Origin of the sequence: Brevundimonas sp. AJA228-03 (assembly GCF_017795885.1) — a bacterium.
Lineage (GTDB): Bacteria > Pseudomonadota > Alphaproteobacteria > Caulobacterales > Caulobacteraceae > Brevundimonas.
In genome coordinates this window covers 107,761-130,578 of the sequence record NZ_CP059297.1, presented here as the reverse complement: position 1 = coordinate 130,578, position 22,818 = coordinate 107,761, and the positions used below count along the sequence as shown (strand labels likewise).

The following is a 22,818-nucleotide window of genomic DNA, read 5'->3' as shown; positions in this document are numbered from 1 at the left end:
AGACAAAATGACGAACCGCTCTCGGGCGTTCTGGGCCGGCACCGCCCTCGTGACGTCGCTCGCGATGTCCACTGCCGTCTATGCGCAGGAAACCACCTCGGCCATCCGCGGCACGGTCGCTACGGCCGACGGGCTCCCGATTTCGGGTGCCAGCATCCGCGTCGTCCACGAGCCTTCGGGCACGACCACGACGACCCTGACCGGCTCGGACGGCGTGTTCGACGCCCGCGGCCTTCGGGTCGGCGGTCCGTACACGGTGTCGGTCGGGGCCGAGGGCTATGCCGCCGACTCGCTGGATGGCGTCATCATCGGTGCCGGTGACACCCTGCGCCTGAACTTCGACCTGGAAAGCGCCTCGGCCGTGGACGACATCGTCGTCATCGGCGCGCGCGACGTGACCGCCAACAACACGGGCGTCAGCTCCACCCTGGACGCCGACGACATCGCTGGCGTCGTCTCGATCAACCGCGACATCCGCGACCTGGCCCGCCGCAACATCCTGGTGTCGAGCAATGCGCGCGACAACGGCGGCATCTCGATCGCCGGCTCCAACCCGCGCACCAACCGCGTGTCGATCGACGGCATCGCGGCCCAGGACGAGTTCGGCCTGAATGGCGGCGGCCTGCCGACCCGTCGCGGCCCCGTGTCGCTGGACGCGGTCGAGCAGTTCACGGTCAGTGCCGTGCCGGTCGACGTCGAGAACGGCGATTTCAACGGCGGTGCGCTGGATGTGGTTCTGAAGTCCGGCGGCAACGATTTCCACGGCACGGCCTTCGTCAACTATCTGAACGACGGTCTGGTCGGCGATTCGATCCGTGGCGCCAACATCCCGTCGCAGGTCACCCAGACCAACTACGGCTTCTTCGTCTCCGGCCCCCTCTGGCAGGATCGTCTGTTCTTCTCCAGCTCGTACGAATTCTACGAGTCGGTCGATCAGACGGCGATCGGACCGGCAGGTGCCGGGTTCTCTAACTCGATCATCGGCATCACCCAGGCCAACATCGATTCCTTCATCAACGACTTCAACACGATCTATGCCTCCGACTTCCCGATCGGCAACATCGATCGCACCAAGCCGATCCTCGACGAGAAATACACCGTCAAGCTGGACTGGAACATCACCGACAACCAGCGTCTGTCGGCGACCTATCGGAACGCCGAGTCGTCCCTGACGGCCGGCGGTGGCAACCGGACCAGCCTGAGCACCACGACGGCGGCTCTGTCGTCGCAGTGGTATGTGACCGGGGAGAACGACGAAGCCTATGCGGTGGAGCTGAACTCCAACTGGACCAACAGCCTGTCCAGCCAGATCCGCTACAGCGAGCGGAACTACGTCCGCCTTCAGCAGCCGCCCGGCGGCCAGATCTTCTCCGATGTCACCGTGTGCGGCGACCTGAACCGTACCATCACCAACAACGTGATCACGTCGTGCACCCCGACGTCGCAGTATCGCTTCGGTCCCGACCTGAACCGTCACGCCAACTATCTGGAAACGTCCAATAAGACCCTGCTGGCGAAGGCCGAGTACGCGCTGGGCGATAACCTGTTCAAGATCGGCTACCAGGGCCAGGAAATCGAAGTCTTCAACATCTTCGTGCCCAACTCGCGCGGCACCTACTATTTCGACTCCCTGACCGACTTCCGGACCGGCCAGGCGTCGCGTCTGGTCTATACGAACGCCATCACCGGAAATGCCAACGACGCCGCAGCGGTGTTCAAGTATCGGCTGAACTCGGTGTTCGCCCAGGACACGCTGGAACTGACCCCGAGCCTGACCATCCAGGCCGGCGTCCGTTACGACTGGTACAGCAGCGACGCCAAGCCCGCCTACAACGCCAACTTCGTGGCGCGGAACGGCTTCTCGAACCAGTCGACCTACGACGGCATGGAAATCCTGATGCCGCGCGTCTCGGTCGAGTGGGACACGACCGACTGGCTGACGATCAACGGCGGCGTGGGCCTGTTCTCGGGCGGACTGCCCGACGTTCTGCTCTCGAACGTCTTCTCGGTCACGGGCGTCCTGACCTCGGGCATCCAGATCGAGCGAAATGCCGACGGCACCTTCCGTGAAACCACGGGCGTGGCCGGCTTCACCCCTGCCATCGGTGCCGCGGCGCTGAACCTCAACCTGGCCGACCCGCGCACCTTCTACGACATTCCTGCGGCCGTTCGGGCCCTCCAGGGCGGCGCGGTGGCCTCGCCGGTCTCGGAAGTGAATGCCTTCAGCCCTTCGTACGAACTTCCGTCCGACTGGCGCTACTTCCTCAATGCCACGGTCGAGGCGCCGGAAGGCTGGGCGTCGGGCTTCCTTCCCGAATATGCCTCGCACGCGCTCGACAACTGGCGCCTGAGCTTCGACGCCGTATTCACCGAGGCGAACAAGTCGGTCGTGTTCCGCGACACCCGCTCGCAGGTCCTGCGCGTGAACGGTGTTGCACAGTTCACGCCGGACGGTCGGGTTCGCTACGATGGCGTGACCGGCACGACCGCGCAGCGCACGGCTTTCGGCATCACCTCGACCAACCCGGGCTCATTGCGCGATATCGTCGCCTTCAACGGCAATGAGGGTGAATCCTACACCCTGGGCGTCAGCGCCTCGCGCAGCTTCGACAACGGCCTCGACGTTCTGGTCGGGTATGCCTTCCAGCAAAACGATGACCAGACGGCCAGCCTGCGCAACGGCACGACCGCCGGTGGCCTCTATGGCAACGGTGTCTCGCGCTTTGATCCGAACATCGAGGACTACGGAACCTCGTCCGAAGAAATCCAGAATCGCTTCAAGGCCGAACTCAACTATCGCCACAACTTCTTCGGCGACTACGAGACCCGCTTCAACCTGTTCGGTGAAATCCGCGACGGTCGCCCGATCAGCTTCACGATGGGCGACGGCACCTCGCCGCGCAGCCCGACCTTCGGTGTGAACCGTGGTGGTCAGCTTCTGTATGTCCCGGACTTCGGCAATGATGCGAACCCGAACGACCTGCAGGTCGGCAACGTGTTCTTCATCGACGCCACGACCCGCGATCGCTTCCGCGCCCTCGTCGACACCTTCGGCCTGCCCTACGGCCGTGTCCTGCAGAAGGGCGAAGGCACTGACGACCAGCCGGAGATCTACCAGCTGGACTTCCAGTTCAGCCAGGAACTGCCGGTCGCCTTCCTGCCGGGCCGCCTGCGCTTCACCGCCGACGTCCAGAACGTCGCCAATCTGCTCAACGACGAATGGGGTATCATCGAGGAGTATGGCAACCTCGAAACCCAGAACCTGATCACCGCGCGTTGCGCCGACGCTTCCGGCGTCGTGGCACCGACCGGCAGCCCGGTCTGCACGACCTATCAGTATTCGACGCCCAGCCCCACGGCGGATGTCATCGGCCGGAACCAGAGCGCCTCTCTCTGGGCCATCCAGCTGGGCCTGCGTTACTCGTTCTAAGGCGCGGTCGCCTCGGCGATCACGACGACAGGAGGGCGGTCCGGCGACGGGCCGCCCTCTTTCGTTTGGGGCATCGCTGTTGAACCGGGGGACGGGGATGGCTATCTGGCCCGCCTGCCCGGCGTCTCCGGGTTCGCCGTTCGTCTGAAAAGGCTCCTGCCGCCATGCCGATGTCCCCCATCCCCGCCGAATGGTCGCCCCACCGGGCGATGTGGGTCGGATGGCCCAGTCATGCAGAGCTGTGGGAGGATAATCTCGCGCCGGCCCAGGCCGAGGTCGAGGCCCTGGTGCGGGCCCTCGCCGGACCGGGCCGCGAGCAGATAAGGCTGATGGTCGGTAACGACGAGGCCCTGGCAGATGCGCAGGCCCGGTTCGAGGGCGTTGCGAATGTCGATATCGTCGCCGGTCGCTTCGGCGACATCTGGCTGAGGGACACCGGGCCGATTTTCGGCGCGGGCTCGACCCGGGCCGCCGCCTTCCGCTTCAACGGCTGGGGCGGGAAATACGACCTGCCCCACGACGACACGGTGGCTGGACAGATCGGCGCGGCGTCCGGCGTCCCGCTGGACCGCCACGCCTTCGTGCTGGAGGGCGGGGCGCTGGATCACGACGGCGCGGGCACCATCCTGACTACGCGCCAGTGCCTGCTGAACCCCAATCGCAATCCCGGCTGGAGCGAGGCAGCGGCCGAGGCCGCGCTCGCAGAGGCTCTCGGGGCCCGCAAGGTCGTCTGGCTGGGCGACGGCCTGCTGAACGACCACACCGACGGCCATGTCGACAATCTGGCCCGTTTCGTCGCCCCGGGCGTCGTCGCCCTGCCCATGGCCTTTGGCCGCAACGATCCGAACGACGATGTCTTCGATGCCGCCGCCGCTGCCCTCTCGGCCGCGACCGACGCCGAAGGCCGCCCCCTGACGCTGTTGCGCCTCCCGTCGCCCGGCTTCGTCGGCGACGAGGACGAGCGCCCGGTGCCCGCCAGCCATATGAACTTCCTGATCGCCAACGGCGCGGTCATCGTCCCGACCTATGGCAACGCCACGGCGGCGCGCCTGGCCTGCGAGGGTCTGGCCACCGTCTTCCCGGACCGGGAGATCATCCCCCTGCCGTCCACCGCCATCCTGTCGGGCGGCGGATCCTTCCACTGCATCACCCAGCAGGAGCCGGAATGAGTGGCGAGGGGCGAGTGGCGAGTGGCGAGGTTCGCCACTACCGCGATCTTGTCGTCTGGCAGAAGGCGCTGATATTCGTGGAACGTGTTTATGCGGTCAGCCGCAGCTGGCCAGCTGACGAACGGTTCGGTCTCACCGGCCAGGTGCGTGGGGCTGCGGTGTCGGTTCCAAGCAATGTCGCCGAAGGATGTGGTCGCCGCTCGACACCTGCGTTCATCAATCATCTCGCCATTGCCCGTGGCTCATTGGCAGAGGTTGAAACTCAGCTGATCCTCGCCGAACGCCTGGGCTATCTGCCTGCCGATGAACGCGATGCTGTGCTCGCCCTGGCGGATGAAATCAGCCGCATGCTCGCATCCCTGATCACCAAATTGGAGGAGCGCCGAAAGTGACTACCCTCGCCACTCGCCACTCGCCACTCGCTACCCCTCGCACCATCACCGTCGCCGCGCTCCAGTCCGGCTATGGCGAGGACATGGCCGCCAACATCGTCCGCACGGCCGATCTGGTGCGCGAGGCGGCGGGGAAGGGGGCCCAGGTCATCCTGCCCTCGGAGCTGTTCCAGGGGCCCTATTTCTGCGTCTCGCAGGAGGAGCGATGGTTCGGCACGGCCTATGCCTGGCGCGAGCATCCGGCCGTGATCGCCATGGCCGAGGTCGCCAGGGATCTCGGCGTCGCCATTCCCGTCTCGATCTTCGAGCGCGAGGGTCCGCACTATTTCAACTCCATCGTCATGCTGGACGCTGACGGCTCGGCCCTCGGCGTCTATCGCAAGAGCCACATCCCCGACGGCCCCGGCTATCAGGAGAAATACTATTTCCGGCCGGGCGATACGGGCTTCAGGGTCTGGGATACGCGCTTCGGGCGGATCGGCGTCGGCATCTGCTGGGACCAGTGGTACCCCGAAACCGCCCGCGCCATGATGCTGATGGGGGCCGAGATCCTGATGTATCCGACCGCCATCGGCTCGGAGCCGCATGACGGGGAACTGGACACGGCCGATCCCTGGCGGCGCGCGATGCAGGGTCATGCCGTGTCCAACGTCGTGCCGGTCGTCGGCGCCAACCGCACGGGGCGTGAGCAGGTGACCGAGGCCGGTCAGCTGTTCTACGGCTCGTCCTTCATCGCCGACCATCGCGGCGATCTGGTGGAGAGCTTCGGCCGCAACGAGCAGGGCGTGCTGGTCCACACCTTCGACCTCGACTACATCGACCGGCACCGCGCGGCCTGGGGCTTCTTCCGCGATCGCCGCACCGACCTCTACGGCGCCCTGGTCGCGCCCCGACCGGCTTAGAAGGGTCGCCAGCCGAAGCGGATCAGGTTGTCCCCGACGACGTTGCGATCGGCATGGTCGCCGTCGTCGGCGCTGGAACCGAACGGCCAGCCGGTGTCGGCCGCACAATAGCGCCTTCGCCCTTTGCGCGACCCGACCACCACGGCATTGGGCCACAGCCAGCGCGCGCCGGTGAAGGTGTTGCCGGTGATGACGTTGTCGGACGGGGTCTGGTGCCGGATGACGCCGTCCTCGCCACAGTTGCGATACAGGAACACCCCGCCGCGTCCGCCCAGGGCGAAAGTGTTCGCCTCGACCCGATTGCGCGCCGAGCCGTCGACGGCGATCTGCTCGCGACCCGTGCGGATGCGGAAGGATACCCGGCGGATCGTATTGCCGGCGCTTTCCGCATCCAGATAGACGGCCGTCGAGACCGACCGTCCGGAAACCCGGGAACCCTCGAACGTCAGGTCCGTCACCCCGGGTCCGACATAGAGGGGAATCGATCCGGTCGCGATCAGGGTCAGGTCCGTCAGCCGGATGCGCGTCGGCGCGGCCGCCTGGGCCGCCGTCGTATGGTCGGGTGTCCGCGAGGAGGCCCGCAGGCGGTCCACCTCCGCACCCGCCCCCATGCCGCGCACCCGGATATTGCCATGGACCACGCAGCCATCCAGCGTGACGTCGGTCGGTCGGCTCCACCCTGAGGAGGTCGTCACCGACTGGATCAGGACCGTCGGGGCCCGGACGCTGGAGGCCAGGCCCGCCCGCCCGATCTGCGCACCGTTGCAGGCGATCCCCGCGCCGGACGATGCGGCCCCCTCGAACACGACCCGCCGCGTCACCGACTGTCCGGCCGTCAGGGTCGCGCGACAGGTCAGAACGATCGGCATGGGCGCATCGGCCGTCAGGGCGGCGATCTCGTCGCCCCTACAGGCGCGCGCCTCGACTACGGGAGGAAGGTCCGGCGGCATCAGGCGGTCAGGGCAGGGGCGTGGCCAGGGCCAGCCGCTCGGCCGCACAGGCGGGGCTGGTCAGGCCGGTGGCGCGCACGCGGTCCAGATCGGCCCGGGCGGCGTCGATGGCGGGCGCGAAGGCCGGATCGGCGGCCTCGGCCGCGACGACGGCGATGCCCAGGGCCCGGCCCGCTTCCACGTCTGACGGATAGTGCATGGCGCAGACCAGGCGACTGATCCCGATCTGGCGACCCATCTCGCGCGCTGCGGCGGCGCGATCCGGGGCCAGCCGGGCGAACACCTCGCCATAGGCTGCTCCCACCGACGCGCTGCCGGAGGGGTAGGAGGCGCTGGCGCGTCCGGCCGCGGAGACGACCTGACAGGACCGGCGTCCGGCATCCACGCCGACGGGCCGCGGCCGGAACGCGCGGGCCTTGCCCAGTTCCGCCGCGGCATTGGCATCGACCAGCACCCGGTCCAGCAGGGCGACCAGCGACGGGGCCAACTCGGCCGTCAGTTGCGCGCCGACGACACAATCGAAATGGGAAACGGCGATCGCGGGACGCAGCTCGGCATGGCGCGTGGCCAGGGTCCAGCGGTCGGTGTCTTCCAGCGCCCGCAGCCGTTCGGAGGCCGCCGCATCGGCCAGGGCCCCGGGCGATCCCTCGAAGGGCGGCGGTGGCACGGCATCGACCAGGGTCTGCAGCGCGCCCGAACCGAGAAATGCTGCGGGGGTGGCGGCGGTCGCCCGCATCGTTGACGGGGCCTGGGCCGCGCAGGCCCCTCCGAGGCCGGTCAGCGCGATGACGGCGGCGACGACGAACCGGTTCACCCCCCGGCGCTCCAGCTCAGCTGCACGGACGTCTGGCCCCCTTCGACGGGCGATGCGACCACCTGCAGATTCGCCCCGGCATCGGCCTTGGCCGCGCCATAGGACCGGGCGTCACCCATGTTCATCGCCATGACCGACGACAGGCCCGCCGCCTCGGCCCGGGCGCGATAGAATTCGACGACGGTCGCGGGGTCCGCATCGGTGCGGAAGGCCACCAGCCCGCCGGGGCCGGCGGCGCTCGTGGCGACGGTGGGCGGTGCCTCGATCTCTCCGCCGGGATACAGGACGGCAAAGGCCGGTGCCCCCTCGACGATCGGCCGGGCCGCGGGAGAGGCGGTATCGGCGGGGGGTGTCATCGGGGTCTCCGAGGCGACCGTCGCCGTCGGCGGTGCGGCGGGCGGTGGCTCTGCGGTCACCGTTGAATCGACCCCCGTCCGGTCGCAGCCCGCCAGTCCGGCCGCGCTCGCCATCAGTGCGACCGCTACAATACGCTTCATCCCGGGACGTCCTGAAAGACTTTTCGTTGCGGTTACCGTGACCTATCGGTGCGGCGACAGCAAGGCGATCAGCCCCCGACGGGATCGGTCTCGGCGTCGCCTTTGCCCCCGGCCCGCCCCTCCTCGGCCATGGTGCGATCCACGGACGCCTGATCCGGGTCGTCGTCCGACCCGCTCTCGGCCCCGCCCTCCAGCGTCACGGCGCCGACGCGCGCGCTACCTCCCCCCGGTGGGGGAGGCTTGTCGTGCGCCTCTATTTCCCGAACAGCTTGGCCCAGCGGCGCTTGTCGCGGTTCTTCCAGGCGCCCCGGTGATAGGCGTCGGAGCCGATCAGCGGCACCACCGTGGTGGCTTCGGCGAAGACCATCTGTTCGTGGGTGGTCTGGACCTTGCCCCACGAGGCCGCCTCCTTCAGCGTCGAGGACGAGCAGGCCCCGTCGCGGACGTCGGCGACCGTGATCTGGACCGCATAGCGGTGCATCTCGGCCTCGATGCCCAGGATCTCGGCGCAGACGACCGTGTCCTGGGCGAAGTTCTTCGGCACACCCCCGCCGACCATGAATAGGCCGGTGACGCCCGCCGCGATCTTGATGTCGGTCAGTTCGCGGAAGTCGGCGACCGCATCGATCATCAGATAGGGCTTGCCCTCTGCGATCCGCTCCTTCTGGTGCTTGACCAGACCGAACCCGGCCGAGGAATCGACGAAGGCCGGGCAGAAGATCGGCACGCCCTCTTCATAGGCGGTCTGGATCAGCGAGCCCTCTTTCTTCGCATTCCCTTCCGACAGCCACTTGCCCATCTCCCAGATGAACTCGCGGCTGGAATAGCCGCGCGGCTCCAGCCGGTTGCAGATTTTCAGGATGGTGTGGTCGCAGGCCTGGAGTTCTTCCTCGTCGATATAGGTGTCGTAGATCCGGTCGATGTAGTTGTCGCGCAGGACGTTGTCGTCCACCTCGCCGGCGGCCTGGTAGTGTTTGAAGCCCAGGGCCTCGAAGAAATCCATGTCGACGATGGAGGCGCCCGTGGCCACCACGGCGTCGATCATGCCGAACTTCACCATGTCGCGGTACACGTGCATGCAGCCGCCGGCCGAGGTCGAACCGGCCAGGATCAGCCACGGCGAGCACGAACTGTCCTCAAGGGCCATGTTGAAGATGTCGGCGGCGCGGGCCGTGTCGCGCGAGCTGAACGACATCTTGCGCATCGAATCGATGATCGGCCGCGCGTCGAAGCTGGTGATGTCGACATGCTCGACAACGTTCTGCAGCAGCTCGGCCTTGGTATTCTTCTGAACGGGTGCGTTCATCTCGCGGGTTTCCCTTTGGTTTGAGCGCCCGTCGTCAAAAGAAACAGCGGCCCGGACGGAGCGACGGGCCGCTGCTGATTAGAACGTCAAGGTGACGGTTTTGGCCCCGGATCTAGCGACGTGCCTTCCTGCGTTGACCCGCCTTGCCCTTGGGACGTGACAGCCGCACGACCTTGCGGGCCTGCTCTTCCGCCGTGGTGCGCACGGTCGGGATGGAGCGGGGGGCCAGGCCGTACAGCGACGCCATCGGAGCGTCCTCGACCGCGGCGAGCTCGTGCTCGCCGTAGCCGTTGAAGCCGGTCGACATGGCGACGCCATAGGCCCCCAGCATGCCGATCTCGATGAAGTCGCCTTCCCGGATATCGGCCGGCAGCCAGAACGGACCCGGCATGTGGTCGATCGAATCGCAGGTCGGTCCATAGAACTGGAACGGCTTCAGATCGGCCGAGGTCTCGCCGTCCCGGACCAGCTTGGTCGGGAAGGGCCAGCGCGAGTGGGTCGCATCGAACAGCGAGCCATAGGACCCGTCGTTCAGATACAGGGCGTCGCCCTTGCGCAGGTCCACACGGGCCAGGATCGACGAGGATTCGGCGACCAGCGCCCGGCCGGGCTCGCACCACAGCTCGGTCGTTTCCGACACGGGCATTTCGTTGAAGCCGCGATGGATGGCGTCGGCATATTCGCTCATGTCCGGCGGGACCATGCCCGGATAGACGGACGGGAAGCCGCCACCGATGTCGACGATGTCCACGATCACGCCCGCGCGGGTTATGGCACGACCGACCTGGGCCATGGCGGCCTGATAGGCGGTCGGACGCATGCACTGCGACCCCACGTGGAAGCAGACGCCCATCAGCCCGTCCCTGACCGCCCGGCGCGTGGCCAGCAGCAGGGCCGGAGCCTGGTCGGTGGAGACGCCGAACTTGCCCGACAGCGAATAGGCCGCGCCGTCGGCCGAGACCGCCATGCGCACCAGCAGGTTCAGATCGCTCGCCCCGCCGGTGGCGTCGAGGATCTTCTGCAGCTCGTCCTCGCAATCGAGCGAGAAGGTGCGGACGCCGTGGTCGAAATAGGCCCGGGTGATCGCGGACCGGCTTTTGACCGGATGCATGAAGGCGATGCGCGCGTCGGGATCGACCGAGCGCACGAGTTCGATCTCGGCGATCGAAGCCGCATCATAGCCTTTGACGCCGGCATCCCGCAGGGTCTCGATGACCCAGCGCGACGGGTTTGCCTTCACGGCATAGAAGACGTCAGCCTTGAGATTATCCTGGAACCAGCGCGCCGCTACGGAAACCGAACGCGGCCGCACGAGTGCGACGGGACGTTCAGGGGACCGCTCGCGGACCAGGTCCAGGGGAAATTGATACGTGCGCAATTCACGTAAACCCCTGTAATTGTTAAACCCAGCCGGCGTTAGCAGCGCAAACGTGTAGACCTACGGGGTCCGCCGGAGCGGGCGATATGGGGTCATCGGCCTGTCATGTAAAGCGGTAATTTGTGACGCGGTTCGGCGCGGGGCCGTGTAGACCTACGGGGTCCGCCGGAAGGCGCGATGTAGGGTCACGGGACTGTCATGTAAAGAGGTTTTTTTGTGGCAGGATGACGCGGCCGGTCAGCTGCTCCGAACCCGGATTGTCTTTGATTTCAACGTCGCATCCCCGTCGCCTCCGTCATGCTGGACGACGGTGCGACCCCCGTGGCATGAAGGCTTGCCGGACCGCGTCACTCGCGGCATTCGGCGCCTGTTTCCACAGCCGCCGTCAGCGAGTTCATGAGTTCATCCGCCGTCAGCTCCGCGCCCGGCCCCCTCATGACCCGGATGGTCGTGGTCCGCGACGTGTCCAAATCCTTCGGGGCCCGCAAGGCGCTGGACGGCGTCAGCGTGTCCGTCGCGGCCGGAGAGATGGTCGCCCTGATCGGTCCCTCCGGATCGGGCAAGTCGACCCTGCTGCGCTCCATCACCGGCCTCCAGTCGATCGATCCCGGAAACGGCCAGATCGACGTCTTCGGCGTCTGCGTGCAGAGGAACGGTCGCCTCACCGGGGCCGTCCGCGCCGCGCGCCAGAAGGTCGGCATGATCTTCCAGCAGTTCAACCTGGTCGGCCGGCTCACCCTGTTCTCCAACGTCATGCTGGGCGCACTCGGCCGCCTGCCGGTCTGGCAGGGCCTTCTCGGTGCCTGGCCGTCCGCCGACAGGGACCACGCCATGGCGGCGCTCCACCGCGTCGGCGTTTCGGACTATGCCGCCCAGCGCGCCAACACCCTGTCGGGCGGCCAGCAGCAGCGCGGCGCCATCGCCCGGGCCCTGGTCCAGGGCGCCCAGGGCATCCTGGCCGACGAACCCGTCGCCTCTCTGGATCCCGTTTCGGCCCGCAAGGTGATGGAACTGCTGGTCGAGCTGAACCGGCGTGACGGCCTCGGCGTCATCGTCACCCTGCACCAGGTCGACTATGCCATCCGCTACTGCGACCGCGTCATCGCCCTGAAGGCCGGAAAGATCGTCTACGACGGCCCCTCGACCGGCCTCGATACGCCCACCCTCATCGACATCTACGGTCCCGAGTTCGAGGACGCGTTCTGGGAAGCCAAAGCATGAGCCGGACCCGCAAATTCGCCGCCGGAGTGATCGCCGGTGCCCTTCTGACGGCCATCGGGATCGGCATGTCGTCGTGCGGCGGCAACAGCGACGACGCCAGGCCGGGCGGCGCCCCCACGGAGATCGACTTCGCCATCCTGTCGGCTGAAAGCCAGGCTTCGGCCGGCCCCCTGTGGCAGCCACTGCTGGATGACATGTCGAAGGCCATCGGCGTGCCGGTAAAACCCTTCTTCGGCTCCAACTATACCGTCCTGGTCGAGGCCATGAAGGGCAACCAGACCCAGGTCGCCTGGCTGTCGGCCAAGCCCTCGGTCGAGGCTATCGACCGCGCCGACGCCGAGGTCATCGCCCGCACCGTCGACAAGGCGGGGTCCGACAGCTATCGCTCCACCATCATCGTCAAGACGGGCTCCGGCATCACCCTGGATCAGGTCCTGGCCTGCGGAAAACGGTTCGACTTCGGCATCGGCGACGCCGTGTCGACCTCGGGCACGCTCGCCCCCATGACCTTCCTGTTCAACGCCCGGACCCCGCCGATCGACCCGGCGGTCTGCTTCAAGACGGTCCGCTCCGCCAACCACCAGGCCAATGCCTTCGCCGTGGCCACCGGGGTGGTCGATGTCGCCACCTCCAACACGGTCAACACCGTCTTCCTGACCCGCGAGAACCCGCAGATCGCCGCCCAGATTCAGGAGATCTGGCAGTCCCCGCCGATTCCGGAATCGGGCATCGTCCTGCGCTCGGACCTGGATCCCGTCATCAAGGAAAAGATCCGCAGCTTCTTCCTGACCTATGGCCAGGGCGAGGGCGTAGAGGCCGATCGCCAGCGTCAGGTTCTGGCGGGGTTGAACTATTCGCAGTTCCGCGCTGCCGATAACTCCTACCTGAACCCGGTCCGGGAGATGATCGCCGATCAGCAGCTTTCCGACGCCCGCAGATCGGGTGATACGGCAGGGGTGGCGGCCGCCGAGGCCGAACTGCAACGTCTGCGCTCGTTGCGCGAGGTCCAGCCTTGAGCGTCACGCCGGCCGCCGTCATTCCAAAGGCCCCGTCCAGATCTCTCGGTGCGTGGGGGCTCGACGTCCTGGTCTGGGGCGGCGTAGCGGCTGTCCTCGTCTACAGCATCGGTGACGTCGATCTGAAGAATGTGGGCCGACTGTTCGCCAATAACGAGGCCACCCGCAGTTTTGCGATCGAGCTGCTTCGACCCGATTTCACGGACTGGAAGCTGTTCGTCGAAAAGATGTGGGAGACGATCCAGATCGCCCTGTGGGGCACCTTCCTGGCCGTGTTCGCCGCGGTCCCGATGGGCCTGGCGGCGGCCCGCAACGTGTCGCCGATGTGGGTGGTGACGCCGGTGCGCCTGGTGATGAACCTGCTGCGTTCGGTCCCGGATCTGGTCATCGGCCTTCTGTTCGTGGTCGCCGTGGGTCTGGGACCTCTGCCCGGGGTTCTGGCCATTGCGCTGAACACGGCCGGTGTCCTCGCCAAGCTGTTTTCCGAAGCCGTCGAGGCGATCGACAAGGGTCCGGTCGAGGGTGTGCGGGCGACCGGGGCGACGGGTCTGCACGAGATCGTCTGGGGCATCATTCCCCAGGTGGCGCCGCTCTGGACCTCGTTCGCCCTTTATCGCTTCGAATCGAACAGCCGTTCCGCGACGATCCTCGGCGTGATCGGGGCCGGGGGCATCGGCCAGCTTCTGTATGACCGGATGAACGGCTTCAGGTTCAGCGAGGTCGCGGCCATCGTGGTCATCGTGGTCGTTGCCGTGACCCTGATCGACATGCTGTCACAGGCCATGCGCAAACGTCTGCTTTAAGCGTCGCAGATTCGTCGCTCCGAAAGACCGTGCTGATGTCGACCACCCTGCCTCGCCGCCTCTTTTTCACCGCTGCCGCGGTGCTGGCCCTGTCCGTTGCCGCCTGTAGCCAGGGCGGGCCCCAGGCCCCGCGCGACGGCATCTGGGCGGCCGGATCGTCGACCGTCTTTCCGTTCGCCACACGGGTCGCCGAGAATTTCGCCCGCAACAACCCCGAGGCCTCGCCGCCGCGCGTCGAGGCGCTGGGCACAGGCGGCGGCATCCAGGCCTTCTGCCAGGGCATCGGCCCCTCGACCCCCGATATCGCCAACGCCTCGCGCCAGATGAAACAGTCCGAGTTCGACAAATGCGCCGCGAACGGCGTCACCGACATCATCGAGCTGAAGATCGGCTATGACGGCATCGTCGTCGCCACCGCCCGCACCGGCAACAGCTTCAACTTCGAACTGAACGATCTGTACGAGGGCCTGGCCAAGGAAGTCCCGGGCCCGAACGGCACCTTCGTCCTGAACCCGGCCCGCACCTGGAACGAGGTCAATCCCGGCCTGCCCAACCAGCGTATCCAGGTCTATGGCCCGCCACCCACGTCCGGCACCCGCGACGCCTTCCTCGAGCTCGGCATGACGCCGGGGGCCAAGCTGGTCCCGGCTGCCGCCGCCGTCGAAGCCGAGGACAAGGACCGGTTCGAAAGCCTGGCCCATACCGTGCGCGAGGACGGGGCCTGGATCGACTCGGGCGAGAACGACAACGCCATCCTCCAGACCCTGACCCGCACGCCGGGATCGCTGGGCGTGTTCGGCTTTTCCTTCCTCGAGCAGAACCTCGACACGGTGAAGGCCGAGACCATTGACGGCGTCTATCCGACCGCAGAGGCCATCGCCGACGGCTCCTATCCCCTGGCCCGCAGCCTCTTCATCTATGTGAAGAAGGCCCACATCGGCGTGACCCCCGGCCTGCAGGAGTTCCTGATCGAGTTCACGTCCGAGGCGGCCGTGGGGCAGGGCGGCTATCTGCAGGATCGCGGTCTGGTGCCGCTGCCGGAGCCGGAACTGGTTGCCCAGCGGGGTATCGCCACGGCGCTCAGCCCCATGGCGCGGCCCGAAAAATAGGGCTCAGGCCGCCGCGCGCCTGCGCACCCGCGCGATCCGCCTCAGCCGCCGCCAGAACCGCCCGCGCTGGGGCTCCGGATAGGGCTCCAGATTCTGCACGAACTGTTCGGCCGAGGCGCGCCAGCTGAAGGTTTCGGCATAGGCGCGGACCACGTCGCGGTCGCACTCCAGCGCCTTCATGCAGGCGGTCTTCAGGTCCTCGTCGATGGCCCCGGCGTTCGATCCGGGGATCAGGTCGATGGGCCCGTGCGCCGGATAGGCGGCGACCGGCGTGCCTGCGGCCATGGCCTCCAGGATGACCAGACCGAAGGTGTCGGTCCAGCTGGGGAAGACGAACACGTCCGCATCCCGGAAACAGCGCGCCAGCTCCTCGCCGAACCGCGCCCCCAGGAACCTGGCCTCCGGATAGCGGGTCTCCAGATCGGCGCGCGCCGGCCCGTCGCCGACGATGATCTTGGTGCCCGGCAGGTCGGTCTCCAGAAAGGCCTCGATATTCTTCTCCACCGCCACCCGGCCGACGTTCAGCCAGAACGGCCGCGCCCAAGTCTTGCCGCCCAGACTGTCGAAGATCCGCTCCAGATCGGGCCGGAACTGTTCGGTGTCCACGCCCCGCGTCCAGGGCGAGATGTTCTTGAACCCATGCTCTTCCAGCTCGGCCTTCAGCGTCGGCGTGGCCACCATCAGCCGTCCCGACGGCTTGTGGAACCACTTCATATAGGCATAGCCGACCTGCACCGGCACCGGGAAGCGCGCGGAGATATATTCAGGGAATTTCGTATGATAGCTGGTGGTGAAGGGCAGTTTCCACTCCACGCAGATGCGTCGCGTGGCGATGCCGATCGGCCCTTCGGTGGCGATATGGACGGCTTCCGGCTCGATGGCCCGCAGCCGCTCGCGGATTTCCTCTTCCGCGCCCAGGGCCAGGCGAATCTCCGGATAGGTCGGGGCCGGAATGGTGCGGAACTGGCTGGGCTCGATGACCTCGATCTCATGGCCCATCGCGCGGCATTCGGCCACGGTGCGGGTCAGGGTGCGGACGACGCCGTTGACCTGGGGCTCCCAGGCGTCAGTGGCCAGAACGATGCGCATGGGTGGGCGGTGGCTCGTGCCGAGTTAACAAGGCAGCAACCTCTAGCGGCTTGCGGGCCGGAAGGCGAGATGGATCACCGCGCGGCCTTCGCGGCCTATTCGTTGAACAGATCGGCGTGGGTTCCGATGCGGGCGAAGTATGCCGTGCCGCCTTTTCCTTCCGAGTCATCGATGAGGTAGATCAGCAGGAAGTCGCCGCCGATATGGCATTCGCGATAGCCTGCCCAACCGCCCTTCAGGGGATGATCCTTCCACTCGGCAGGGAGAGGGGCGTCATTGGCGATCAACATCAGGATAACGGACTTCAGGCGATGCATATCGTAGCGGCCTGAACCGGATAGTCGCTCCCAGTCCTTGCTGAATGCCTTTGTGTATTTTGCCGCGCGAGGGTGGACGGCGCGTTTGTCCCGCGAGCCCTTAGTCATTGAGGGATTCGAACAGGGCCTCCGCGCTTTCAAAGCCCGCCGCGCCAGATTTGCGCATGGCATCGATCTCCGCCATCGCCTCGAGGGTCGTAGCATTGGGCACCTTGAGTTCCAGCGGGAAGGCCTGATCCGCCACGATGCGGTGGTACAGCAACCTCACGGCGTCGGCCGCCGACAGCCCGATGGCGGCCAGGGCGGCATTGCCTTGCGCCTTGAGGTCTTTGTCCATCCGGACGTGCAGCATCGCGGTCGCGGCCATGACGATCTCCTGTATCTCAAATGAGAGACATAATCCCGGCGTCGCGTGGCGGCAATCGGGTCGGTGGCGCCGGCCATTTGATCGGGGTAAGAGCCCGCCATGCACGCACACGTCACGCCCCCGGTCGCGCTCTCGCAGGACTGGGACACCCTGGACCACGGCAAGTTCGCCGACGAGCCGACGCGCATCGCCGCCCTGCTGGCCACCGCGCCCCTGACCGGCTCTGACCGTGCCGCCGTCGTCGCCGACGCCGTGGCCCTGGTCGAGCACGCGCGCCGCAGCCAGAAGAAACAGGGCGTGGTCGAAAGCTTCCTGCAGGAGTTCAGCCTCGGCACCCGCGAGGGTCTGGCCCTGATGTGCCTGGCCGAGGCCCTGCTGCGCACCCCCGACGAGGACACCCGCGACCGCCTGATCGCGGAAAAGATCGGTTCCGCCGACTGGGCCAGCCATCTGGGCCAGTCCGACAGCCTGTTCGTCAACGCCTCCACCTGGGGCCTGATGCTGACCGGGCGGCTGGTCGATGCCGACGAACAGGCCAAGACCGACCTGCCGGGCTTTCTCACTCGCGTCGCCGGCCGGCTGGGCGAGCCGGTGATCCGCCAGGCCGTCGCCGCCGCCGTCCGCATCATGGGCGAACAGTTCGTCGTCGGCCGCACCATCGAGGCGGCCCTGAAGCGCGCGAACCGTGAGGGCTGGCTGTGCAGTTTCGACATGCTGGGCGAGGGGGCGCGCACGGCCGCCGACGCCGAACGCTATGAAACCATCTATGCCGACGCCATCACCGCCGTCGGCAAGACCGCCCGGGGGCAGGGGCCCGAAGCCGGCCACGGCGTCTCGGTCAAATTGTCGGCCCTGTCGCCCCGCTATGAGGCCACGCACGAGGACCGCGTCTGGACCGAGCTCTATCCCCGCATCCTGCGCCTGGCCCGGATCGCGGCGGGCGCCGACATCAACTTCACCATGGATGCGGAGGAGGCCGACCGCCTGGCCCTGTCGCTGAAGCTGCTGGACCGGCTGGCGCACGAACCGTCGCTGGGCAACTGGACCGGGCTGGGCCTCGCCGTCCAGGCCTATCAGAAGCGCGGGCCCGAGGTCATCGCCCGCGTCGCCGACCTCGCCCGGACCTCCGGCCGTCGCCTGATGGTCCGGCTGGTCAAGGGCGCCTACTGGGACACCGAGATCAAGCGCGCCCAGGTCATGGGCCGCACCGACTATCCGGTCTTCACCACCAAGGCCGCGACCGACCTGAACTACCTCGTCTGCGCCCGCGCCATGATCGAGGCGGCCCCGCACCTCTATGCCCAGTTCGCCACCCACAACGCCCATTCCCTGGCCGCCGTCCACCGCATGGCCCGCGACGCCGGTGTGAAGATCGAGTTCCAGCGCCTGCACGGCATGGGCGAGGCCCTGTACGAGGCCGCCGCCGAGACCTTCGGCACCCCTGACACAGGGCTGACCGTCCGCGCCTATGCCCCCGTCGGCGGGCATGAGGATCTGCTGCCCTATCTGGTCCGTCGCCTGCTGGAGAACGGTGCCAACTCGTCGTTCGTCCACGCCCTGCTGGACGAACGGGTGCCCCCCTCCGCCGTCGCCGCCGACCCCGTCGCGGTGGTTCAGGCCCACCCCGACCGCCACGCGAAAATCCCGACCCCCAAGGACATGTATATGGACCGCCAGAACTCGCCCGGCCGCGACTATTCGCAAAGGGCGGACCGCGATCGCCATGCGGCCGCCCTGGCCCGCGTCGACGCCGAACGCTTCCTGTCCGGCCCCCTGATCGAGGGCGCCCTGGCGGCGGGCGAGAACCCCCGTGACGTCACCAACCCCTACGACCGGACCCGGGTCATCGGCCGGGTGTCGGAGACCACGGCCGAGGACATCGACCACGCCGTCGAGCGGGCCGGGCACGCCCAGATCGCCTGGGACCGGTCGGGCGGCACCCGCCGCGCGCGCGTCCTTCGCGCCATGGCCGATGCGCTGGAGGCCGATCTCGACCGTCTGGTCGCCCTGCTGTCACGCGAGGCCGGCAAGACCCTGAACGACGGCGTGGCCGAGGTGCGGGAGGCGGCCGACTTCTGCCGCTACTATGCCCTGCTGGCGGAAAAGGACTTCGGCGGCCCGACGACCCTGACCGGCCCGGTGGGCGAAACGAACAGACTGGTCCTGCACGGGCGCGGCGTCTTCGCGGCCATCAGCCCATGGAACTTCCCGCTGGCCATCTTCACCGGCCAGATCGCCGCGGCCCTGGCCGCCGGCAATGCGGTCCTCGCCAAGCCCGCCGAACAGACCCCGCTGATCGCGGCCGAGGCCGTGCGGCTGTATCACAGGGCCGGGCTGGATCCCGACCTTCTGGCCCTCGTCCCCGGCCGGGGCGAGACGGTGGGCGCGGCGCTCGTCAGCCACCCCGGCATCGACGGGGTCGCCTTCACCGGCGGCACCGATACGGCCGGCGCCATCAACCGCGCCATCGCCGCCCGGCCCGGCCCGATCCTCCCCTTCATCGCCGAGACCGGCGGGCTGAACGGCATGTTCGTCGACACCACGGCCCTGCGCGAACAGGTCATCGACGACGTCATCGGCTCGGCCTTCGGCTCGGCCGGCCAGCGCTGCTCGGCCCTGCGCATCCTCTATGCGCCGAAGGATTCGGCCGACAGTCTGATCGAGGGACTGAAGGGGGCGCTGGCGGCCCAGGTCCTGGGCGACCCCGCCGATCCGTCCACGGACATCGGTCCGGTCATCGACACCGAAAGCCGCCAGGCGCTGGAGGCCCACATCGTCCGCCTGTCGAAGGACGCGAAGATCCTCGCCCGCGCCACCCTGCCGTCGGGCACCGAACGCGGCGACCTGTTCGCCCCCACCATCGCCGAGATTCCGTCCCCGGACTATCTGCAACGCGAGGTCTTCGGCCCCATCCTGCACATCTACCGCTACGACCCCGCCGAGCTGAAGTCCGTCGCGGGCAGGCTGGCCGCGCGCGGCTACGGCCTGACCCTGGGCATCCACAGCCGCATCGAGGCCTTCGCCGAGGAGGTCACCGCCCTGGTCCCCGCCGGCAACGTCTATATCAACCGCGGCATCACCGGCGCCGTGGTCGGCGTGCAACCCTTCGGCGGCGAGGGCCTGTCGGGCACGGGCCCCAAGGCGGGCGGGCCGAACAGCCTGATCCGCTATGGGTCGGAAAAGGCGATCTCGAACAACATCTCGGCCCAGGGCGGGGACCCGGCGCTGTTGAACTTGTAGGGGCGTACCTGGCTCGGAGCCAGAAAGCAGACACCACGAACGTCTGCCACAGGTGGACAGCGGACATGGCCACGGGGAGGGACGACGGCGGTTGTGCGCAAATCACCCCTTCACCGGGATACGGAACGGCGCACGTGGCCATGCGGGGAAAGTCACGTCGTTTCCTCACACTCACAATGTCGCGCGCTCAGCCAGCGAATCTGATCCTGACAACGCTGCGCCGTCAGAGGGGTGGCCGCAGGCTATAAAAAGTTCGCGCAGTCGTCTCGCAAATGCGCTGTGACTGCCGTGGCGATGTCATCGCGCTCGTCTAGCGCCGCTCTTGGGGAGGTGTTGGGTCCGGCCGGGGTCGGCGATGTCCTCTCACACGGGGGAACATCAAGATGAACACTTCAAGCGTATCGACAAATGCGGTCCGACTGCTGGCAGGCACTGCCTTGCTCGGAGTCCTGGCGGCTACGTCCGGACTGGCCCACGCTCAAACCCGCGAAGTCACCGAACCGACGACCCTGGACTCGGTCATCGTGACCGGCACGCGCGATGCCGGCCGCACCCTCTTTGAGACCTTGTCCCCGGTTGATGTCGTTGACGGCGAAGCGATCGACGCAACGGTCTCGAGCGACCTCTCCGACAGCCTGGCCCAGTTGATTCCGTCATTCATCGTGCAGCGATTGCCCGCTGCCGACGGTCTTGCCTTCGTTCGCCCCGCGACCCTTCGGTCGCTTTCGCCCGACCACACTCTGGTCCTGCTGAACGGAAAGCGGTTTCACCGCTCCGCCTTGCTGGGCTCGCGAGGAGCCCAGGGTCCGGACCTGTCGCAGATCCCGTCCTTCGCGATTTCGCGGGTTGAGGTTTTGCGCGACGGGGCCTCGGCCCAATACGGGTCAGACGCGATCGCCGGGGTGATCAATATCGTTCTGGACGATACGCCCGGTCTGCGCCTGTTCACCCAATACTCCTCCTATTTCGAGGGCGATGGTGCCAACCCCCAGGTTGGCATTCAGGCTGGCCTGCCGATCGGAGACCGTGGCTTTGTGTCCGCCACGCTGGAATACTCCGACGCCGAGGCGACATCGCGCACGCGCCAGCGCGCCGACGCCATTGCCTTTCAGACCGCCAATCCAACGCTGAGCGTTCCCAACCCGGTCCAGCGCTGGGGGCAGCCGGATCTGCAAACCCTTCGCCTGGCGCTCAATGGCCAGGTGGGGATCACCGAGGCGATCGAGGCCTACGGCTTTCTGACCTATGGCCAGGGTGAGGGGACCACGGACTTCAACTGGCGCAACCCGGCCGGGACCCCGAATGTCTACCGCGCCTCGACGGCCTTCCCGGGCTTCCTCTTCAACTCCGTCTACCCGACCGGCTTTACCCCACGCTTCGGACAGGACGACAGCGACCTGCATCTTGTGGGCGGCCTGCGTGGCCACGGCGATGTCTTTGATTGGGATCTCAGCGTCTCGAACGGCCAAAGCGAGATCGATTACCGCCTGACCGAATCGCTCAACGCGTCTCTCGGGCCGTCGAGCCCGCTGTCGTTCCGGCCGGGCGTGCTGCGCCAGGAAGAAACCAACCTCAATGCTGACTTTGTCTATCGGTGGGCCCTCGGCGGCCTGGCCGCGCCGGTCAACGTGGCCTTCGGGGCCGAACGGCGTGAGGAAGTCTATGAGGTTACGGCAGGCGATCCGGCCTCCTATGCGATCGGGGCCGGCGCCAATACAGGTCTGGCCTCGGGCTCGAACGGCTTTCCCGGTTATTCGCCCGACCAGGCCGGGCGCTGGAGCCAGGACAGCTGGGCGGCCTATATCGATATCGAGGCTCCCGTGACCGAGCGCCTGACGCTGGGCGCCGCAGTTCGTCAGGAAGATTTCTCGACCTTCGGCAGCACAACTGACGGCAAGCTGTCGGCGCGCTTCACAGTGACTCCGAACCTGGCGCTCAGGGCTTCCGGGTCCACCGGCTTCAGGGCACCGACGCCGGGCCAGGTCAACTCGACACGGACGTCCCAGGGCCTGGATACGGTCACGCTGCAGGTCTTCACCTCCGGCCGGCTTTCTCCGGAGAACCCGGTCTCGCAGTTCTTCGGGGCCCGACCGCTTGAGCCGGAAGAGGCCGAGAACCTGACCGCCGGACTGACGTGGCGGACCGACTACGGCTTCTCGGGTTCGGTCGATTTCTACCGCGTGGATCTGACCAACCGCTTTGGCCAGTCTTCCAGCTTTGCGGTCACGCCGGCGGTGCGCGCCCAGCTGGTCGCCGCACGCGTCCCCGGCGCCAACACCTTCACCTCGATCAGCTTCTTCACCAACGATTTCGATACCCGGACCCAGGGTGTCGACATCGTGGGGGCCTATGAACGCCAGATCGGCGACGGTCAGTTCGATCTGGACATCGCCTATAATTACAACGACACCGAGGTTACAGGCGGGACATTGAACGCCAGCGCGACCCAGCGCCGACTGTTCGAGGAATCACGTCCACGCCATAATCTGACGGGGACGGCGACCTATGCGGTGGGTCGCTGGGAACTGCTCGGGCGGGCCCGTTACTATGGCGAATGGACGGATTCGACCGGCAACGCGGTCGGAGACATCTTCCAGTCGTTCGGAGCGCTGACCCTCTTTGACGTCGCCGCCACCGCCGACCTGACCGAGGCCGTGTCGGTTCGCATCGGCGCCGAGAACGTCCTGGATACCTATCCCGATGAGGCGGTGTTCCAGGCCAGCCGCGGTCTGATCTATTCGCGTAATGCGCCCTACGATACCGACGGTGGCCAGTATTATGTTCGCTTGGATGTTCGCTTCTAGGACCTTCCGAAGCG

At 67.1% G+C, this 22,818-nt stretch carries 19 protein-coding genes; 10 read left to right on the top strand and 9 right to left on the bottom strand.

Going from position 1 to position 22,818, the window contains the following annotated elements:
* Nucleotides 1-7 precede the first annotated feature (7 nt).
* The 4 genes from HZ989_RS00665 (at nt 8) to aguB (ending at nt 5,893) form a co-directional block, all read left to right on the top strand.
* Nucleotides 8-3,430, top strand: coding sequence for a TonB-dependent receptor (locus tag HZ989_RS00665; protein WP_209321740.1), 3,423 nt, complete (start codon nt 8-10; stop codon nt 3,428-3,430).
* A 164-nt stretch (nt 3,431-3,594) separates the two neighbouring features.
* On the top strand, nt 3,595-4,599 hold the full coding sequence (locus HZ989_RS00660) for an agmatine deiminase family protein (protein ID WP_209321739.1): 1,005 nt from the start codon (nt 3,595-3,597) through the stop codon (nt 4,597-4,599).
* Nucleotides 4,596-4,991 carry a four helix bundle protein gene (locus tag HZ989_RS00655; protein ID WP_209321738.1) on the top strand — a complete coding sequence of 132 codons (396 nt, stop codon included), beginning with the start codon at nt 4,596-4,598 and terminating at the stop codon, nt 4,989-4,991. The genes HZ989_RS00660 and HZ989_RS00655 overlap by 4 nt, the downstream gene beginning before the upstream one ends.
* A gap of 83 nt (nt 4,992-5,074) precedes the next feature.
* Nucleotides 5,075-5,893, top strand: coding sequence for an N-carbamoylputrescine amidase (gene aguB, locus HZ989_RS00650; protein ID WP_209322998.1), 819 nt, complete (start codon nt 5,075-5,077; stop codon nt 5,891-5,893).
* Here the strand turns inward: aguB and HZ989_RS00645 are convergent.
* The 6 genes from HZ989_RS00645 to HZ989_RS00625 all read right to left on the bottom strand — a co-directional run bounded on the left by HZ989_RS00645 (nt 5,890) and on the right by HZ989_RS00625 (nt 10,838).
* The gene (locus HZ989_RS00645) at nt 5,890-6,843 is read right to left on the bottom strand and encodes a right-handed parallel beta-helix repeat-containing protein (RefSeq protein WP_209321737.1); all 954 of its coding nucleotides are present in this window, start codon (nt 6,841-6,843) and stop codon (nt 5,890-5,892) included. The genes aguB and HZ989_RS00645 overlap by 4 nt on opposite strands.
* Before the next feature lie 7 nt (nt 6,844-6,850).
* Nucleotides 6,851-7,657 (bottom strand): phosphatase PAP2 family protein, encoded by an 807-nt coding sequence (locus HZ989_RS00640; RefSeq protein WP_209321736.1) that lies wholly within the window; start codon nt 7,655-7,657, stop codon nt 6,851-6,853.
* Nucleotides 7,654-8,154, bottom strand: a complete 501-nt coding sequence (locus HZ989_RS00635) for a hypothetical protein (RefSeq protein WP_209321735.1) — start codon at nt 8,152-8,154, stop codon at nt 7,654-7,656. The genes HZ989_RS00640 and HZ989_RS00635 overlap by 4 nt, the downstream gene beginning before the upstream one ends.
* Before the next feature lie 68 nt (nt 8,155-8,222).
* A complete protein-coding gene (locus tag HZ989_RS15240) occupies nt 8,223-8,354 on the bottom strand; it encodes a hypothetical protein (RefSeq protein WP_256435876.1) in 132 nt (43 codons plus the stop codon).
* A gap of 53 nt (nt 8,355-8,407) precedes the next feature.
* Nucleotides 8,408-9,460, bottom strand: a complete 1,053-nt coding sequence (locus tag HZ989_RS00630) for a deoxyhypusine synthase (protein ID WP_209321734.1) — start codon at nt 9,458-9,460, stop codon at nt 8,408-8,410.
* 112 nt (nt 9,461-9,572) lie between these two features.
* Nucleotides 9,573-10,838, bottom strand: coding sequence for a type III PLP-dependent enzyme (locus HZ989_RS00625; RefSeq protein WP_209321733.1), 1,266 nt, complete (start codon nt 10,836-10,838; stop codon nt 9,573-9,575).
* A gap of 396 nt (nt 10,839-11,234) precedes the next feature.
* Between HZ989_RS00625 and phnC the strand changes: the two genes are divergently transcribed.
* The 4 genes from phnC to HZ989_RS00605 are packed head-to-tail and all read left to right on the top strand — an operon-like array spanning nt 11,235 to nt 14,987.
* Entirely contained in the window at nt 11,235-12,059 is an 825-nt protein-coding gene (gene phnC, locus HZ989_RS00620) for a phosphonate ABC transporter ATP-binding protein (protein WP_371812962.1), read from the top strand.
* The gene (gene phnD, locus HZ989_RS00615; protein ID WP_209321732.1) at nt 12,056-13,075 is read left to right on the top strand and encodes a phosphate/phosphite/phosphonate ABC transporter substrate-binding protein; all 1,020 of its coding nucleotides are present in this window, start codon (nt 12,056-12,058) and stop codon (nt 13,073-13,075) included. Before phnC ends, phnD begins: the two co-directional genes overlap by 4 nt.
* Nucleotides 13,072-13,878 (top strand): phosphonate ABC transporter, permease protein PhnE, encoded by an 807-nt coding sequence (gene phnE, locus HZ989_RS00610; protein ID WP_209321731.1) that lies wholly within the window; start codon nt 13,072-13,074, stop codon nt 13,876-13,878. Before phnD ends, phnE begins: the two co-directional genes overlap by 4 nt.
* Before the next feature lie 35 nt (nt 13,879-13,913).
* The gene (locus HZ989_RS00605; RefSeq protein WP_209321730.1) at nt 13,914-14,987 is read left to right on the top strand and encodes a substrate-binding domain-containing protein; all 1,074 of its coding nucleotides are present in this window, start codon (nt 13,914-13,916) and stop codon (nt 14,985-14,987) included.
* Between the two features lie 3 nt (nt 14,988-14,990).
* On the opposite strand, the gene HZ989_RS00600 is transcribed toward HZ989_RS00605, so the two are convergent.
* The 3 genes from HZ989_RS00600 to HZ989_RS00590 form a co-directional block, all read right to left on the bottom strand.
* Nucleotides 14,991-16,076, bottom strand: a complete 1,086-nt coding sequence (locus tag HZ989_RS00600) for a glycosyltransferase family 1 protein (protein WP_209321729.1) — start codon at nt 16,074-16,076, stop codon at nt 14,991-14,993.
* A 95-nt stretch (nt 16,077-16,171) separates the two neighbouring features.
* Nucleotides 16,172-16,501, bottom strand: a complete 330-nt coding sequence (locus tag HZ989_RS00595; RefSeq protein WP_209321728.1) for a type II toxin-antitoxin system YafQ family toxin — start codon at nt 16,499-16,501, stop codon at nt 16,172-16,174.
* Nucleotides 16,494-16,760, bottom strand: a complete 267-nt coding sequence (locus HZ989_RS00590) for a type II toxin-antitoxin system RelB/DinJ family antitoxin (RefSeq protein ID WP_209321727.1) — start codon at nt 16,758-16,760, stop codon at nt 16,494-16,496. Before HZ989_RS00590 ends, HZ989_RS00595 begins: the two co-directional genes overlap by 8 nt.
* Before the next feature lie 99 nt (nt 16,761-16,859).
* On the opposite strand from HZ989_RS00590, the gene putA reads away from it, so the two are divergent.
* Both putA and HZ989_RS00580 read left to right on the top strand, forming a co-directional pair.
* Entirely contained in the window at nt 16,860-20,000 is a 3,141-nt protein-coding gene (gene putA, locus HZ989_RS00585) for a bifunctional proline dehydrogenase/L-glutamate gamma-semialdehyde dehydrogenase PutA (RefSeq protein WP_209321726.1), read from the top strand.
* A gap of 383 nt (nt 20,001-20,383) precedes the next feature.
* Nucleotides 20,384-22,804, top strand: a complete 2,421-nt coding sequence (locus HZ989_RS00580; RefSeq protein WP_209321725.1) for a TonB-dependent siderophore receptor — start codon at nt 20,384-20,386, stop codon at nt 22,802-22,804.
* The last annotated feature ends 14 nt before the right edge of the window (nt 22,805-22,818 follow it).

Excerpts from the sequence above, each read along its gene's own strand:
- HZ989_RS00665 (WP_209321740.1), top strand. The coding sequence starts at position 8 with ATGACGAACCGCTCTCGGGCGTTCTGGGCCGGCACCGCCCTCGTGACG.
- HZ989_RS00660 (WP_209321739.1), top strand. The coding sequence starts at position 3,595 with ATGCCGATGTCCCCCATCCCCGCCGAATGGTCGCCCCACCGGGCGATG.
- HZ989_RS00655 (WP_209321738.1), top strand. The coding sequence starts at position 4,596 with ATGAGTGGCGAGGGGCGAGTGGCGAGTGGCGAGGTTCGCCACTACCGC.
- aguB (WP_209322998.1), top strand. The coding sequence starts at position 5,075 with ATGGCCGCCAACATCGTCCGCACGGCCGATCTGGTGCGCGAGGCGGCG.
- HZ989_RS00645 (WP_209321737.1), bottom strand. The coding sequence starts at position 6,843 with ATGCCGCCGGACCTTCCTCCCGTAGTCGAGGCGCGCGCCTGTAGGGGC.
- HZ989_RS00635 (WP_209321735.1), bottom strand. The coding sequence starts at position 8,154 with ATGAAGCGTATTGTAGCGGTCGCACTGATGGCGAGCGCGGCCGGACTG.
- HZ989_RS00630 (WP_209321734.1), bottom strand. The coding sequence starts at position 9,460 with ATGAACGCACCCGTTCAGAAGAATACCAAGGCCGAGCTGCTGCAGAAC.
- phnC (WP_371812962.1), top strand. The coding sequence starts at position 11,235 with ATGAGTTCATCCGCCGTCAGCTCCGCGCCCGGCCCCCTCATGACCCGG.
- phnD (WP_209321732.1), top strand. The coding sequence starts at position 12,056 with ATGAGCCGGACCCGCAAATTCGCCGCCGGAGTGATCGCCGGTGCCCTT.
- HZ989_RS00605 (WP_209321730.1), top strand. The coding sequence starts at position 13,914 with ATGTCGACCACCCTGCCTCGCCGCCTCTTTTTCACCGCTGCCGCGGTG.
- HZ989_RS00600 (WP_209321729.1), bottom strand. The coding sequence starts at position 16,076 with ATGCGCATCGTTCTGGCCACTGACGCCTGGGAGCCCCAGGTCAACGGC.
- HZ989_RS00595 (WP_209321728.1), bottom strand. The coding sequence starts at position 16,501 with ATGACTAAGGGCTCGCGGGACAAACGCGCCGTCCACCCTCGCGCGGCA.
- HZ989_RS00590 (WP_209321727.1), bottom strand. The coding sequence starts at position 16,760 with ATGGCCGCGACCGCGATGCTGCACGTCCGGATGGACAAAGACCTCAAG.
- putA (WP_209321726.1), top strand. The coding sequence starts at position 16,860 with ATGCACGCACACGTCACGCCCCCGGTCGCGCTCTCGCAGGACTGGGAC.
- HZ989_RS00580 (WP_209321725.1), top strand. The coding sequence starts at position 20,384 with ATGAACACTTCAAGCGTATCGACAAATGCGGTCCGACTGCTGGCAGGC.